This is a genomic window from Bacillus sp. 16GRE42, assembly GCF_019837435.1.
Classification (GTDB): Bacteria; Bacillota; Bacilli; order Bacillales; family Bacillaceae_G; genus Bacillus_A; species Bacillus_A wiedmannii.
The window spans coordinates 189,193-204,045 of sequence record NZ_JADAXF010000007.1; the positions used below are offsets into that span (position 1 = coordinate 189,193).

General features: G+C 38.1%; 14 protein-coding genes and 1 riboswitch. Of the genes, 2 read left to right on the plus strand and 12 right to left on the minus strand.

Annotation, left to right across the window (positions count from 1 at the left end; translation table 11 throughout):
• Positions 1-63 precede the first annotated feature (63 nt).
• Complete coding sequence (locus tag ILS93_RS26135; protein ID WP_000660682.1) at positions 64-909, plus strand: SPFH domain-containing protein; 846 nt, start codon at positions 64-66, stop codon at positions 907-909.
• 16 nt (positions 910-925) lie between these two features.
• Positions 926-1,090, plus strand: coding sequence for a type II toxin-antitoxin system antitoxin (locus tag ILS93_RS26140; RefSeq protein ID WP_001085171.1), 165 nt, complete (start codon positions 926-928; stop codon positions 1,088-1,090).
• A 36-nt stretch (positions 1,091-1,126) separates the two neighbouring features.
• On the opposite strand, the gene purD is transcribed toward ILS93_RS26140, so the two are convergent.
• The 12 genes from purD to purE all read right to left on the minus strand — a co-directional run bounded on the left by purD (position 1,127) and on the right by purE (position 14,180).
• Positions 1,127-2,398 (minus strand): phosphoribosylamine--glycine ligase, encoded by a 1,272-nt coding sequence (gene purD / locus ILS93_RS26145; protein WP_222655689.1) that lies wholly within the window; start codon positions 2,396-2,398, stop codon positions 1,127-1,129.
• Between the two features lie 220 nt (positions 2,399-2,618).
• A complete protein-coding gene (gene purH, locus ILS93_RS26150; protein WP_222661606.1) occupies positions 2,619-4,154 on the minus strand; it encodes a bifunctional phosphoribosylaminoimidazolecarboxamide formyltransferase/IMP cyclohydrolase in 1,536 nt (511 codons plus the stop codon).
• Positions 4,155-4,178: 24 nt separating this feature from the next.
• A complete protein-coding gene (gene purN / locus ILS93_RS26155) occupies positions 4,179-4,766 on the minus strand; it encodes a phosphoribosylglycinamide formyltransferase (protein WP_064477171.1) in 588 nt (195 codons plus the stop codon).
• Complete coding sequence (gene purM, locus ILS93_RS26160) at positions 4,763-5,803, minus strand: phosphoribosylformylglycinamidine cyclo-ligase (protein ID WP_064477170.1); 1,041 nt, start codon at positions 5,801-5,803, stop codon at positions 4,763-4,765. The genes purN and purM overlap by 4 nt, the downstream gene beginning before the upstream one ends.
• Before the next feature lie 101 nt (positions 5,804-5,904).
• Positions 5,905-7,320: an amidophosphoribosyltransferase gene (gene purF / locus ILS93_RS26165; protein WP_000879030.1), complete on the minus strand. Its 1,416-nt coding sequence runs from the start codon at positions 7,318-7,320 to the stop codon at positions 5,905-5,907.
• Complete coding sequence (gene purL, locus ILS93_RS26170; RefSeq protein WP_222661607.1) at positions 7,305-9,524, minus strand: phosphoribosylformylglycinamidine synthase II; 2,220 nt, start codon at positions 9,522-9,524, stop codon at positions 7,305-7,307. Before purL ends, purF begins: the two co-directional genes overlap by 16 nt.
• Positions 9,508-10,191, minus strand: coding sequence for a phosphoribosylformylglycinamidine synthase subunit PurQ (gene purQ / locus ILS93_RS26175; RefSeq protein ID WP_000666772.1), 684 nt, complete (start codon positions 10,189-10,191; stop codon positions 9,508-9,510). Before purQ ends, purL begins: the two co-directional genes overlap by 17 nt.
• Positions 10,188-10,442, minus strand: a complete 255-nt coding sequence (purS, locus tag ILS93_RS26180; protein WP_000278821.1) for a phosphoribosylformylglycinamidine synthase subunit PurS — start codon at positions 10,440-10,442, stop codon at positions 10,188-10,190. Before purS ends, purQ begins: the two co-directional genes overlap by 4 nt.
• Positions 10,435-11,154, minus strand: coding sequence for a phosphoribosylaminoimidazolesuccinocarboxamide synthase (gene purC / locus ILS93_RS26185; RefSeq protein ID WP_064477168.1), 720 nt, complete (start codon positions 11,152-11,154; stop codon positions 10,435-10,437). Before purC ends, purS begins: the two co-directional genes overlap by 8 nt.
• A gap of 88 nt (positions 11,155-11,242) precedes the next feature.
• Positions 11,243-12,550 carry an adenylosuccinate lyase gene (gene purB, locus ILS93_RS26190; RefSeq protein WP_064477167.1) on the minus strand — a complete coding sequence of 436 codons (1,308 nt, stop codon included), beginning with the start codon at positions 12,548-12,550 and terminating at the stop codon, positions 11,243-11,245.
• Positions 12,547-13,698 (minus strand): 5-(carboxyamino)imidazole ribonucleotide synthase, encoded by a 1,152-nt coding sequence (purK, locus tag ILS93_RS26195; protein WP_222661608.1) that lies wholly within the window; start codon positions 13,696-13,698, stop codon positions 12,547-12,549. Before purK ends, purB begins: the two co-directional genes overlap by 4 nt.
• The gene (gene purE, locus ILS93_RS26200; protein WP_000839368.1) at positions 13,695-14,180 is read right to left on the minus strand and encodes a 5-(carboxyamino)imidazole ribonucleotide mutase; all 486 of its coding nucleotides are present in this window, start codon (positions 14,178-14,180) and stop codon (positions 13,695-13,697) included. The genes purK and purE overlap by 4 nt, the downstream gene beginning before the upstream one ends.
• A 110-nt stretch (positions 14,181-14,290) precedes the next feature.
• Positions 14,291-14,392, minus strand: a riboswitch (purine riboswitch).
• Between the last annotated feature and the right edge of the window lie 461 nt (positions 14,393-14,853).

Below are 14,853 nucleotides of genomic sequence, written 5' to 3' on the forward strand. Positions count from 1 at the left end.
GTGTAAAGCACTTGCATAAAATGATATAAAAGTGATATCATTCTTATATCAGGAGGCGATCATATGAAAGAAAAACAAGTTTTTTATGTAAATGGTTTTCTCGGTATTATCGGGATTTTAATTTTAGCCGCTATCGGTGTATTTTTCCTTGTACAAGAAATTTTCATAGGAGCGGCATTAACTATTATTTTAGCCGCAGTTCTTGCTACAGGTATTGGTATTGTTCAACCAAACCAAGCAAAAGTTATTACGTTTTTCGGTAATTATTTAGGAACAATTCGTCAAAACGGTTTATTTTTAACAATTCCATTCGCATTCCGTCAAACTGTATCGTTACGTGTTGAAAACTTTAATAGTAAGAAGTTAAAAGTAAACGATATTGAGGGAAATCCAATTGAAATTGCAGCCGTTATCGTATATAAAGTTGTTGATTCTGCAAAAGCAATGTTCGGTGTTGAACATTACGATCGATTTGTAGAAATTCAAAGCGAAACAGCAATCCGCCACGTCGCAACAAAATATCCTTATGACAATTTCCAAGATGAAACTTGTATCACGTTACGCGGAAACACTGAAGAAATCTCTGAAGAATTAAAGCGTGAGTTAGAAGCACGCCTTGAAATCGCTGGCGTAGAAGTATTAGAAACTCGTTTAACACATTTAGCTTACGCAACAGAAATTGCCCATGCAATGCTACAACGTCAACAAGCAAAAGCAGTATTAGCTGCTAGAAAAGAGATTGTTGAAGGTGCTGTGAAGATGGCGAAAGATTCAATCCATATGTTAGATGAAGAAGGCGTACTGGAACTCGATGACGAGCGTAAAGCAAATATGGTGAACAACTTATTAGTTGCCATCGTTTCAGATAAAGGTGCGCAACCAGTTATTAATACAGGAAGCCTATACTAAAGGGTTGTAAATCATTATGGCTAAAAAGAAAAGCTTTCCATTACGTATTGATCCTGAATTACACGCAGTCATCGAAAAATGGGCGAATGATGAGTTTCGTAGCGTCAATGCACACATCGAGTATTTGCTTCGAGAAATGGCAAAGCAAAAAGGAAAATTGAAGAAAGATAAAGATGCATAAAAAATCCCGCTGAGAAATCAGCGGGATTTTTACATATTAGCTTCTCGTCATCTCATGATCAATTGCACGATATCCTATATCACTTCGGTAAAATAGACCATCACTCTCAATTTTACCGATTTCTTTATACACCTTATCTTTCGCTACTTGTAAACTGTCCGCCTTACAAGCAACAAATAGTACACGGCCACCATTTGTTACAAAATCACCATGCTTCATCGCTGTGCCTGAATGGAAAACAATTACATCTTGCAATGCGTCTAATCCGTTAATAATGTCACCTTTTTTATATGCTTCTGGATATCCTTTCGAAGCAAGTACGACACCGATTACGGCTTCTTCTGACCATTGTAACGTTAACTCACTTTCATCTAATACAGCGTTACATACATCAACTAAATCATTTTCTAAGCGTGGTAATACAACTTCCGTTTCAGGATCGCCAAAGCGTGCATTAAATTCAATTACCTTCGGGCCATCATTTGTTAAAATAAGTCCCGCATATAAAATTCCTGTAAACGAGCGGTTTTCTGCAATCATCGCTTTAGCAGTTGGATGTAATACCGTTTTTATCGCCTCTTGAACTGCTGATTCTGGAATTTGTGGTACTGGAGAATACGCACCCATTCCACCTGTATTTGGACCTTTATCACCATCAAAAGCTCGTTTATGATCTTGCGCAATTACCATCGGATGCACAGTCGTTCCATTTACAAATGCCATTAATGAAAATTCTTGTCCATCTAAAAACTCTTCAATAACAACCTTCTTACTTGCTTCGCCGAACTTTACATCTTGTAGCATTTCTTTCGCAGCTTGTAATGCCTCTTCAAGTGTCATTGCTACTGTCACGCCTTTACCAGCAGCTAGGCCGTCAGCTTTAATAACGATTGGTGCACCAACTTTTTGAATGTACTGTACTGCTTCTTCATAATCTGTAAAAGTTTCATACGCCGCAGTTGGAATATCATATTTTTTCATCAATTCTTTCGTAAAAGCTTTACTACCTTCAATAACAGCAGCCGCTTTATTCGGACCAAATACGCGAAGTCCCTCTTCGTTAAACCGATCAACAATTCCATTCATAAGTGGAATTTCTGGTCCAACGAAAGTTAATTCAACCTTATTCTCTTTAGCAAATAAAACTAATGCATCAAAATCATTTTCATCAATATCAACTGGTGTTGCAACATCGCGCATACCTTCATTACCCGGTGCTACATATACCTTTTCCACCTTTTCAGATTGCGCAAACTTCCAAGCTAAAGCATGCTCACGCCCACCGCGGCCAATTACTAAAACATTCATATTTCATCCCCCAATACTTAAATAAGTACAAACTAGAAGCTCTGCTCCTAGTTTGTTTTCATATCAATAAAGGTTTAAAAAGGAGGATCAGAGAACCGAGCAGGTCGAGGCGCATTTGACAGGAGGACACGGAATGTAGCTTTCCTACATGAGTACCGCACTGGCAATGCAACGACGACATGCGACAGTTATCTTGACCGGACCTTTTAAACATCCTCTACTAGTGTTTGAAATGACGTACGCCAGTGAACACCATCGTAATCCCATACTTATCCGCCACTTTGATAGAATCTTCGTCACGGATTGATCCGCCTGGTTGAATGATTGCTGTAATCCCTGCTTTTGCTGCTTCTTCTACTGTATCTGGCATTGGGAAGAAAGCATCAGATGCAAGTGCGCTACCTTGTGCTTTTTCACTAGCTTGTATAATTGCGATTTTTGCAGAACCTACACGATTCATCTGTCCTGCACCTACACCAACTGTCATGTTATCATTCGCTAAAACAATTGCGTTTGATTTCACATGTTTTACAACTTTCCAAGCTAGTTTTAAATCTTTCCACTCTTGCTCTGATGGTTCACGTTTTGTCGGAATTGAAATTGTACTTTCATCTAATGATAACGTATCTTCCTCTTGAACGAGAAGACCACCTTGTACAGAAGTTAGTTTTTTGCTTGCACTTGTCGCTTTTTCAATATTTACAGTTAGTAGACGTAAGTTTTTCTTACTTTGCAATACTTCTAAAGCTTCTTTTGAGAAAGAAGGTGCAATAATGATTTCTAAGAAAATTTCGTGTAACTTTTCTGCTGTAGCTTTATCAATTTCACGATTTGCTGCAATAACACCACCAAAGATTGATACTGGATCTGCTTCATAAGCGCGTGTGTATGCTTCATGAATATCAGTACCCACTCCAACACCACATGGATTCATATGTTTTACCGCTACTACTGCTGGCTCTGTAAATTCTTTTACAATACTAAGTGCTGCATCTGCATCGTTAATATTGTTGTAAGATAATTCTTTACCGTGTAATTGTTCTGCGTATGCAACAGAAGAAGTTACAGCGAATGGCGCTTTATAGAATGTTGCTTTTTGATGTGGATTTTCTCCATAGCGTAAATCTTGTTTTTTCTCAAATGTCACTGTTAATGTTTCTGGACTTTCTTCACCCATTTGCTCTGTTAAGTAGTTAGAGATTAACGCATCATATGCCGCTGTATGACGGAATACTTTCGCTGCTAATTTACGTTTCGTTTCTTCTTTTACTTCACCGTTCTCTTTCAGTTCCGCTAATACAACATCGTAATCTACTGGATCTACAATTACTGATACAAATTTATGATTTTTCGCAGCAGAGCGAATCATTGTTGGACCACCGATATCAATATTTTCAATTGCATCAGCAAATGTTACATCAGGCTTAGCGATTGTTTCTTTGAATGGGTATAAGTTAACAACAACAAAATCAATTGGCTGCATACCTAACTCATTCATTTGCGCTACATGCGTTTCATTATCGCGAACTGCTAATAGACCACCATGAATGTTTGGATGTAATGTTTTTACGCGGCCATCCATAATTTCTGGGAACCCAGTTACTTCAGAAATACCAATTACTTGTAAGCCATTTTCTTCTAGTAATTTTTTCGTACCACCTGTTGAGATAACTTCGATCCCTTGTTCTAGTAAACCTTTAACAAATTCCACTACTCCTGTTTTATCTGAAACACTTACTAATGCACGCTTTTTCATTTATCCTTCACCCCTGGTTGTATGTTAGTTAACAGTTGGTTCTTTCACAGATTGAACAATTTGATTCACTGTATTTACGTATAATTTATGTTCAACTTGTTGAATTTTCTTTTGTAAGCTTTCTCTCGTATCCCCTTCAGAAACAACTACTGCTTCTTGCGCAATAATTGGTCCCGTATCCATACCTGCATCTACATAATGAATCGTTACTCCAGTTACTTTCACACCTGCTTCTAACGCTTGACCAACAGCATCTTTCCCTGGAAAGCTTGGTAATAGTGATGGATGAATATTAATAATCTTCCCGCTGTAAGCTTCTAGTAATGTCGGCCCAACTAAACGCATATATCCAGCTAAAATAACATAATCAATTTCATACTCTTCTAGCTTCTTTAATATTTCTTTTTCAAATGCTTCTTTTGACTCATATGCTTTCGCTGAAAAAGCGAAACATGGAATATGATGATAATGTGCCCGTCCAACAGCACGTGCTTCTGGTTTATCACATACTAATAAACTAATATCTGCGTCTAATCTATTTTCTTCCACCGCATTGATGAGAGATTGAAAGTTAGAGCCGCTTCCAGAAGCAAAAACTGCTAATCTACTCATAGTGCTGTGCCCCCATTGAAGGTAACGCCATTCCCTTGTACAGTACGTCCAATAATGCGAGCTGTTTCTCCTTGCTCTTCAAGAAGACGAACAATATCTTTTGCCTCTTCTTCCTTCACTGCTACTACCATACCAATACCCATGTTAAAAATATTGAACATTTCTTTCTCTTCTAGTTTTCCCACTTCTTGAAGTAAACTGAAGATCGGTTGAATTTTCCAAGATCCTAATTCAATTTCTGCACCGATTCCTTCTGGTAACATACGTGGAATATTTTCAATGAATCCGCCACCTGTAATATGCGCCATACCGTATACTTCATATTTCTTCAATAGTTCTAAAATAGGTTTGACATAAATTTTCGTTGGTTTTAATAATTCTTCACCAAGAGGTAGTTCTAAGCGTCCGTAAATGCGATCTAAAGATAGTTCTCCATCTTCTAGTAATACTTTTCGTACTAAAGAATAACCGTTACTATGAATACCGCTAGATGCTAAGCCAATTAATACTTGACCAGCTTCAATTTTTTCACCTGTTACAATTTTCTTTTTATCAACAATTCCAACTGTAAAACCAGCTAAATCGTATTCTTCCGTAGAATACATTCCTGGCATTTCAGCTGTTTCTCCACCAATTAATGCACAACCAGCTTGGCGACAGCCCTCTGATATACCTTTGACGATGTTTTCAATTTTACTAGGTTCAGCTTTACCACAAGCAATATAATCAAGGAAGAAAAGCGGTTCTGCTCCTTGGACAACAATATCATTTACACACATTGCTACTGCATCAATACCTATTGTGTCATGTTTATCTGCCATAAAAGCGAGCATCAATTTCGTTCCCACGCCATCTGTTCCAGATACTAATACAGGTTCTTCTAATGCAAATTTTGATAGATCAAACATACCTCCAAAACCGCCTAGACCGCCTAGTACTTCTTTTCTCATTGTTGTTTGTACGTGTTTTTTCATGCGAGATACCGCTTCATATCCAGCTTCAATATCTACTCCTGCTTGCTTATATGCATTCGCCATCGTTATCTACACCTCGTCTTTTAATTTCTCCCTATACAGGGCCGGCCGTTTTAAGAAAGAAGCTAGCTTCTACATCAAAAGAAGTAGAAGCTTTTTTCTTCTTATTTCATACTTTCTAAAAGCTCTTGCTCATAATCATAAAGAGCTGTTGGATAATCTCCATTGAAGTACGCCATACATAGACCGCCATATTTCCCTTCATATGGACGTCCAATTGCATCTACTAATCCATCTTCACTTAAAAACGTTAAAGAATCTGCTCCGATGATTTGACGGATTTCTTCTATTGAATTATTTGCTGCGATTAATTCTTTTCTCGTTTGAATATCAATGCCATAGAAACATGGATACTTAAGAGGTGGTGAAGCAATTCTTACATGGACTTCTGTCGCTCCAGCCTCGCGAAGCATACGAACAATTCGTTTACTCGTCGTTCCTCTTACGATAGAATCGTCAATCATCACAACTCGTTTTCCTTCAACTACGCCTCTTACTGCTGAAAGCTTCATCTTAACCCCTTGCTCACGCAGTTCTTGAGAAGGTTGAATAAACGTACGTCCAACGTAACGATTTTTAATTAATCCTAACTCATACGGAATTCCTGTCGCCTCCGCATAACCAATTGCCGCTGAAATACTAGAGTCTGGTACACCAGTAACAACATCAGCTTCAATAGGGGCTTCTGCCGCCAAACGTTTTCCCATGTTTTTACGCGCTGCATGGACGTTAATACCTGCAATATTAGAATCCGGACGTGCAAAGTAAATGTACTCCATACTACAAATTGCATGATCTACTTCGTTTGTAAAACGATCTACGTGAATTCCTTCATCATTGATGATAAGTAATTCACCTGGTTCTACATCACGAATGTATGTTGCACCTACTACATCGAAAGCGCATGTTTCTGATGCTACAACGTAAGCATCTCCCATCTTTCCAATTGAAAGAGGACGGAATCCATTCGGGTCTAGCGCAACGATCATTTCATTTCCAGTTAGTAAAAGATATGCAAACGCACCTTTCACTTTATTTAGGGCCTCTTTTACACTTTCAATTAAAGAATCTTTCGTACTACGTTTAATGAGATGTAAAAGTACCTCTGTATCTGAACTTGTTTGGAAAATACTTCCCTCTGCCTCTAATTCACGACGAAGCATCTTTGCATTAATTAAATTTCCGTTATGAGCTAATGCCATACTATGATCGGAAAAGCGGAATAATAATGGTTGAACGTTAGCAACTTCACTTCCGCCAGCTGTCGCATATCGTACGTGTCCAATTGCTGATTTTCCGTTTAAGCCTTCTAGCTCACCTCTTGAAAATACTTCCGATATTAAACCTAACCCCTTGTGACCGACGATTTTCTCACCATTATTTACAACGATGCCTGCGCCTTCTTGTCCACGGTGCTGTAAACTATGCAATCCGTAGTACGAAACTTGTGCTGCATTTTCATGCCCCCAAATTCCGAAAACGCCACATTCTTCATTTAACCCCTTTATTTCAGCAAGCATGGGATTGCCCCTTTCCAAGCCTTTCTCATTTCATCTACATTTGCCGTAAGTAATACTTCATTTTCTTCATTATGAATTGTTACTTCATTTGTATTTGTCACTTCTCCAACTTGAATTGCTTCTACCGCTTTCTCGAACGCTTCTTTATTTTCACGTTTTACAGTTATAACGAAGCGCGATTGTGATTCAGCGAATAATGCTGCTGTTGCTTCTCCATCTAATTTCACAGTAGCACCTAAACCTGTTGCACCAATTGCACTTTCAGTAATTGCAACTGCTAAGCCACCTTCTGCAACATCGTGAGCAGATTGAACAAGGCCAGCTTGAATTGCTGCTAATACTTGTTTTTGGCGCTTTAATTCTACATCTAGATCGATGCTTGGTGACTGACCGAAAATTTTGCCGTGAATCATTTTCTGTAATTCACTTCCACCAAACTCAGCTTTCGTCTCTCCAATTACATAAACTAAATCGCTAGCTTGCTTAAACTCTTGTGTTGTTACATGTTTTAAATCGTGTACAAGTCCAACCATCCCAACTGTCGGTGTTGGATATACAGCTTCACCACTACGTTCGTTATACATTGATACGTTTCCGCCGATAACTGGCGTTTGTAATGTACGACAAGCTTCACTCATACCATCTACTGATTTCTCAATTTGCCAGAAGATTTCTGGTTTTTCTGGATTACCGAAGTTTAAGCAATCTGTAATTGCAAGTGGCTCTCCCCCAGAACATACGATATTACGTGCTGCCTCTGCTACTGCAATTTTACCGCCCACTTCTGGATCTAAATAAATGTAGCGAGAGTTACAATCTGTCGTCATTGCTAATCCTTTTTCTGTACCGCGTACACGTACAACTGCTGCATCTGAACCTGGTGTAACAACTGTGCTTGTGCGAACTTGATAATCATATTGATCATAAACCCACTCTTTACTTGCAATGGTCGGTTGTTGTAATAGAGCGAATAACGTTTCTTTATAATTTTCTACTTTTGGTGTTTCCATTTTCATTGCCTGGAATTCAGCAAAGTATGCTGCTTCTTTTGATGGCTTATGATAAATTGGTGCTTCTTCTGCAAGAGCATCTGCTGGAACTTCAGCTACCTTTTCACCTTTATGGAATAAGCGAAGCATTTTGTCTTCCGTTACTTTCCCCATCGTAACGGCTGCAAGACCATACTTCTCAAATAAATCTACTATTTCTTGCTCTCTACCCTTTTTCACAACGATTAGCATACGTTCTTGTGATTCAGATAGCATCATTTCATATGGTGTCATTCCTGTTTCACGTTGTGGTACATCATCTAAGTACATTTCAATACCCATACCTGCTTTACTTGCCATTTCTGCAGAAGATGATGTTAAACCAGCTGCCCCCATATCTTGAATTCCAACAAGTGCATCCGACTGAATAAGTTCTAAGCAAGCTTCAATAAGAAGTTTCTCCATAAATGGATCTCCTACTTGAACTGCTGGACGCTTCGCTTCTGAGCTTTCAGATAACTCTTCAGATGCGAATGTTGCACCGTGAATACCGTCACGACCAGTTGATGCTCCTACGTACATTACTGTATTTCCAGCACCGTGCGCTTGCCCCTTTTTAATATCTTCATGATTAATTAAGCCTACGCACATTGCATTTACAAGTGGATTTCCTTCATAACATGGATCAAACTGTACTTCGCCGCCAACAGTCGGAATGCCGATACAGTTACCGTATCCTGCAATCCCTGCTACTACTTCTTCGAATAAATATTTCACACGTGGTGACTGTAATTCACCGAAGCGAAGTGAGTTTAATAGAGCTACCGGGCGTGCTCCCATAGAGAATACGTCACGGATAATACCACCAACGCCTGTTGCTGCTCCTTGATATGGTTCAATAGCAGAAGGATGGTTATGACTTTCCATTTTAAATACAACCGCTTGATTATCACCGATATCTACAATTCCAGCACCTTCCCCAGGTCCTTGCAGAACGCGCTCACCTGTTGTTGGGAATTTTCGAAGTACTGGTTTTGAATTTTTATAACTGCAATGTTCAGACCACATAACAGAGAATAATCCTGTTTCTGTATAATTTGGCAGACGGCCTAAAATCTTTTCAACCATGGCAAACTCTTCGTCTGTTAGCCCCATTTCCGCATATATGCGCTCTTCTTTAATTTGTGTTGGATTTGGTTCAAGCATTAACGACATATGTTTCCCTCCACTGTTTTAAGATAGATTGAAAGACTTTTAACCCTTCAGCACCGCCAAGTAATTCATCTACAGCACGCTCTGGGTGTGGCATCATACCAAGTACATTTCCTTTTTCGTTTACAATACCAGCAATATCTGAAACGCTTCCATTCGGGTTTTCTACGTAACGGAATGCGATTTGATTATTCTCTTCTAATTGTTTAAGAGTCTCTTCATCACAGTAGTAATTCCCCTCACCATGCGCGATTGGAATATTGATTACTTCATCTTTTTCATATTGTGATGTAAACATCGTTTCATTATTTTCAACACGCAGCTGAACTGTTCGGCACATAAATTTTAAGTTTTCGTTTCTCATTAACGCTCCTGGTAGTAATCCTGATTCAACAAGAATCTGGAATCCATTACATACACCTAAAATCGGCTTTCCTTGCTCAGCAGCTTTTTGCACTGCTTTCATTGCATTCGCGAAGCGAGAAATAGCACCACAACGTAAATAGTCACCGTAAGAGAATCCACCAGGTAGTAAAATTGCATCATATTCATCTAAATTCTCTCTATCGTGCCAAACGTAATCTACTTCTTCACCAAGCTCATCTTTAATTGCATGGAACATATCGACATCACAGTTCGAACCTGGGAATACTATGACTGCAAATTTCACTGTGCGACAACCTCCTCAACTTCATAACGGAAGTCTTCCATTACAACGTTTGTTAATAGTTTTTCACACATTTCTTTTACCTTTGCGTCAAGGTCAGATACTGATTTATCAATTGTTAATTCCATATATTTTCCGATTCGAACGTCTTGTACTTCTGTGAACGAAAGACTATGAAGTGCCCCTTTTACTGCTGTTCCTTGTGGATCTAATACGCTTTCTCTTAACGTTACATATACCTTAACTTTATACATGTGAAATTCCCCCTAAACGTTTTAAAATCTCTTCATAAGCTTCTGTTAAATTTCCAAGGTCACGACGGAATACGTCTTTATCAAATTTTTCATTGCTCGTTTCATCCCATAAACGGCAAGTATCTGGTGAAATTTCATCTGCTAAAATGATTTCCCCTTCATCTGTTACACCAAACTCTAATTTAAAATCTACTAATCTTACACGACAGCTTGCGAAATGATCAATCAACACTTGATTGATTTGTAGAGCCATATCTCGTAATACGCTTACTTGCTCTGGTGATGCAACGTTTAATACACGAATATGATCTTCCGTTACAAGCGGATCTCCTAAATCATCATCTTTGAAGTAAAATTCTACGATTGGTTCTGCAAGTACAGTTCCCTCTTCCATTCCTAATCGTTTTGAAAGACTTCCTGCAATTACATTTCTTGTGACAACTTCTAGAGGAATAATACTCACTTTTTTAACAAGTTGCTCTGTTTCAGATAACTTCTCTACAAAATGTGTTTTTATTCCTACTTCTTGTAACTTTCTGAACAATAAAGTTGTAATCTCATTGTTCAAACGACCTTTTCCTGTAATCGTCTCTTTTTTCTCCCCATTGAAAGCAGTCGCACTATCTTTGTACTCTACCCAAACCATATCTGCTGATTCTGTACGATAAATTCTTTTTGCCTTACCTTCATACAGCATTTCTAGCTTTTGCATTTCGCAAGCCCCCTGTAGTTTGAAAAATGTGAATAATTTTTTAATAAAGAATGGCACAGAATGACTCTATTCTGTGCCATATGAAATTTTACGCTTCGTTTAACCCAAGGCGTTCAAAGATTGTATCAACGTGTTGCATATGATGCTCATAGTTGAAACATTCATTAATTTCTTCTTGTGATAACTTGCTCGTAATACGCTCATCAGCTTCTACAAGCTCTTTAAATTGTACTTGTGTTTCCCACGCTTCCATCGCTTTAGGCTGTACGATATCATAAGCTTCTTCACGTACCATACCTTTGTCGATTAATGTAAGCATTACACGCTGAGAATAAATTAAGCCGTATGTTCTTGTCATATTGCGTTTCATATTCTCTGGGTATACAGTTAAGTTTTTAACGATATTACCAAAGCGATTTAACATGTAATTTAATGCGATTGTAGCATCTGGTAAAATTACGCGTTCTGCCGAAGAGTGAGAAATATCACGCTCATGCCATAATGGAACATTCTCATACGCTGTCATCATATAACCGCGGATAACACGAGCTAAACCAGTCATATTTTCTGATCCGATTGGATTACGTTTATGTGGCATTGCAGAAGAACCTTTTTGGCCTTTTGCAAAAGCCTCTTCAACTTCACGTGTTTCACTCTTTTGTAAACCACGAATCTCAACTGCCATCTTTTCGATAGATGTTGCGATTAGTGCAAGTGTTGACATGTAATGAGCATGGCGATCACGTTGCAATGTTTGTGTTGAAATTGGTGCTGCTTCTAATCCTAAGTTTTCACAAACATACTTTTCTACAAATGGATCGATATTTGCGTATGTACCAACCGCACCAGATAATTTACCAACGCGAACTGTATCAGCAGCTTGTTTGAAACGCTCTACGTTACGTTTCATTTCTTCATACCAAAGACCCATTTTTAAACCAAATGTTGTTGGTTCTGCATGAACACCGTGTGTTCTTCCCATCATGATCGTGTATTTATGCTCTTTCGCTTTGTTAGCTAAAATGCTTACAAAGTTTTCTAAGTCTTTTAATATGATTTCATTCGCTTGTTTTAAGATGTAAGATAACGCTGTATCTACTACGTCTGTAGATGTTAAACCGTAATGAACCCATTTACGTTCCTCACCTAATGTTGGTGTTTCTGATACAGCACGAGTAAATGCAACTACGTCATGACGTGTCTCTTTTTCAATTTCATAAATACGATCAATATCAAATGATGCATGCTCACGAATTTTTTTAACATCTTCTTTTGGAATATCGCCAAGCTCAGCCCATGCTTCACAAGCTAAAATCTCAACTTCTAACCACGCTTTAAATTTGTTCTCTTCCGTCCAAATTGCACCCATTTCTGGGCGTGTATAACGACTAATCATTTTTTTCCCTCCAACAGTTGTTCTTGATGGTCCCAAATATGCAAACTCTTCGCTTTTTCTAGAGCGACTTCAATATTATCATTTAAAATATTAACATGCCCCATTTTTCGCTGCGCTTTTGCTTCTTCTTTTCCATACAAGTGTAAATAGCACCCGGTTAATCTATTCACTTGTCTTAGGACCCCTTCTATATGTTCGCCTAAAATGTTTACCATGACAACTGGTTTTAACAAATTTGTTTCTCCAAGAGGTAAATTACAGATTGCTCGAATATGTTGACCGAATTGACTCGTTTCACATGCATCCTGTGTATAGTGTCCTGAATTGTGAGGTCTTGGTGCTAATTCATTAATGTAAATCTCACCATCAGCTGTAGCAAACATCTCTACCGCTAGTGTTCCCACAAGTTCTAGTTCATCCGCGAGCACTTGTGCATAAGCAATTGCTTTTTGAGAAAGTTCTTCTGTAATGCGAGCTGGAACGATAGATTCATGCAAAATGTTATTTACATGAATATTTTCCGCTACCGGAAATACTTTCGTTTCACCACTTACACTACGAATCACAATAACTGATACTTCTTTTTCAAAAGGCACCCATTTCTCTAAAATACACTCTGCTGCATTCGCAAGCTCTCGTGCTTTATCAACGTCAGCCTCACTTCTTAAAACAACTTGACCTTTCCCATCATATCCGCCTGTCGTCGTTTTCAAGACGGAAGGATATGATAACTCAGTGATTGCTTCAGTAAGCTGATCTTGATTTTGAACTAATCTATACGTTGCTACTGGTAGCCCAGCTTTCTCAATCGCATTCTTTTCTGTAAAACGATTTTGTGTTTTACTTAACAACTGACTGCCTTGCGGTAAGTAAGCATGTTTTTCAAGCCATTGTAAACATCTATAATCAATATTCTCAAATTCATATGTCACAACATCACTGATCTCCGCTAAATGCTGAATTGCTTTTAAATCGTCATATGGTGCAACAATTTCAATATCAGCAACTTGTGCACATGGTGAATTTTTTGTAGGATCTAAAACAGCAATTTTATATCCCATCTCCTTAGCTGCCAATGCCATCATTCTTCCTAGCTGGCCGCCTCCAATAATGCCGATTGTTTTTCCAGGTAAAATGATTCTCGTCATACTAGCTCACTACCTTCGCGCACATCTTTTTTAATTGCTTCTCTTCTCAATTCTAATGCATCATGTATATCATCATGGAATGATCCAAGTATTTGTGCAGCAAGTAAACCAGCATTTGTTGAACCAGCCTTACCAATTGCAACAGTTGCAACTGGAACCCCTCCTGGCATTTGGACGATGGATAATAATGAATCTAAGCCGTTTAACGCTTTTGATTGAACTGGAACTCCGATTACAGGAAGATTCGTCTTCGCTGCAACCATTCCTGGTAAATGCGCTGCTCCACCAGCTCCAGCAATAATAACTTTCAACCCACGTTCACGAGCCGTCTCTGCATATTCAAACATATAATCCGGAGTCCGATGAGCAGATACAACTTTTTTCTCATACGGTATATTTAATTCATCTAAAATGTCACAAGCATATTTCATTGTTTCCCAGTCTGACGTGCTTCCCATTATGACTCCAACTAGTGATTTCATATTAGAATCCCCCCGATTCAAATAAAAAAAGCCTGAAATAGAACAGTTTCTCTTTTACTATGAGAGAAAGCGCTCTACTCAGGCATACGTATCCCTTGTGAATAGAAAAATACCGAGTGACTTTCCCTCATAGTCTAACGAATAACGGTCGTTAGGTAGAGACTTGCAGGCCATATCCCCGCGATTATATGAGGTCTTATATATTATTGTTTCTATGGCTATATTAACAATATTTCATAAACAATGTCAATAAATAATCGAATGTTTTTTTATTACTCACCAATAACGTTCGTGTTTTAGTTATATTCAAAAGAAGAATTGTAACTATATGCAAAAAGGATAAGAAATTAGAATATATATTTCTAGAGATCTATTGTACACATAACGGTTTGTATACTTATTCCCTATGCTTTAATATAAAGCATATCATTTATATTCATTTTATTTATAAGGAAGACAATAATGAAAAGACGAACTACACTTTTTTCATTATTGTCTTCCTTTTTATCGCAGTCATTGCTGTAATTATTTAAAATATATACTTGTGGTAGAAATAACGTTTCCTATCATAGAGATTATTTTAGGAGCACTTGGAAAACCTGAAAAACAAAAAATCATTACTATTACTTTAAATAGCTTCATTTTCATTCTTTTTTCTTCTTTAGGGTTATTC

Bases quoted from the DNA above. Each gene is read 5' to 3' on its own strand.
- ILS93_RS26135 (WP_000660682.1), top strand. From the start codon at position 64: ATGAAAGAAAAACAAGTTTTTTATGTAAATGGTTTTCTCGGTATTATC.
- ILS93_RS26140 (WP_001085171.1), top strand. From the start codon at position 926: ATGGCTAAAAAGAAAAGCTTTCCATTACGTATTGATCCTGAATTACAC.
- purD (WP_222655689.1), bottom strand. From the start codon at position 2,398: ATGAATGTTTTAGTAATTGGCCGCGGTGGGCGTGAGCATGCTTTAGCT.
- purH (WP_222661606.1), bottom strand. From the start codon at position 4,154: ATGAAAAAGCGTGCATTAGTAAGTGTTTCAGATAAAACAGGAGTAGTG.
- purN (WP_064477171.1), bottom strand. From the start codon at position 4,766: ATGAGTAGATTAGCAGTTTTTGCTTCTGGAAGCGGCTCTAACTTTCAA.
- purM (WP_064477170.1), bottom strand. From the start codon at position 5,803: ATGGCGAATGCATATAAGCAAGCAGGAGTAGATATTGAAGCTGGATAT.
- purF (WP_000879030.1), bottom strand. From the start codon at position 7,320: ATGCTTGCTGAAATAAAGGGGTTAAATGAAGAATGTGGCGTTTTCGGA.
- purL (WP_222661607.1), bottom strand. From the start codon at position 9,524: ATGTCGTTAATGCTTGAACCAAATCCAACACAAATTAAAGAAGAGCGC.
- purS (WP_000278821.1), bottom strand. From the start codon at position 10,442: ATGTATAAAGTTAAGGTATATGTAACGTTAAGAGAAAGCGTATTAGAT.
- purC (WP_064477168.1), bottom strand. From the start codon at position 11,154: ATGCAAAAGCTAGAAATGCTGTATGAAGGTAAGGCAAAAAGAATTTAT.
- purB (WP_064477167.1), bottom strand. From the start codon at position 12,550: ATGATTAGTCGTTATACACGCCCAGAAATGGGTGCAATTTGGACGGAA.
- purK (WP_222661608.1), bottom strand. From the start codon at position 13,698: ATGACGAGAATCATTTTACCTGGAAAAACAATCGGCATTATTGGAGGC.
- purE (WP_000839368.1), bottom strand. From the start codon at position 14,180: ATGAAATCACTAGTTGGAGTCATAATGGGAAGCACGTCAGACTGGGAA.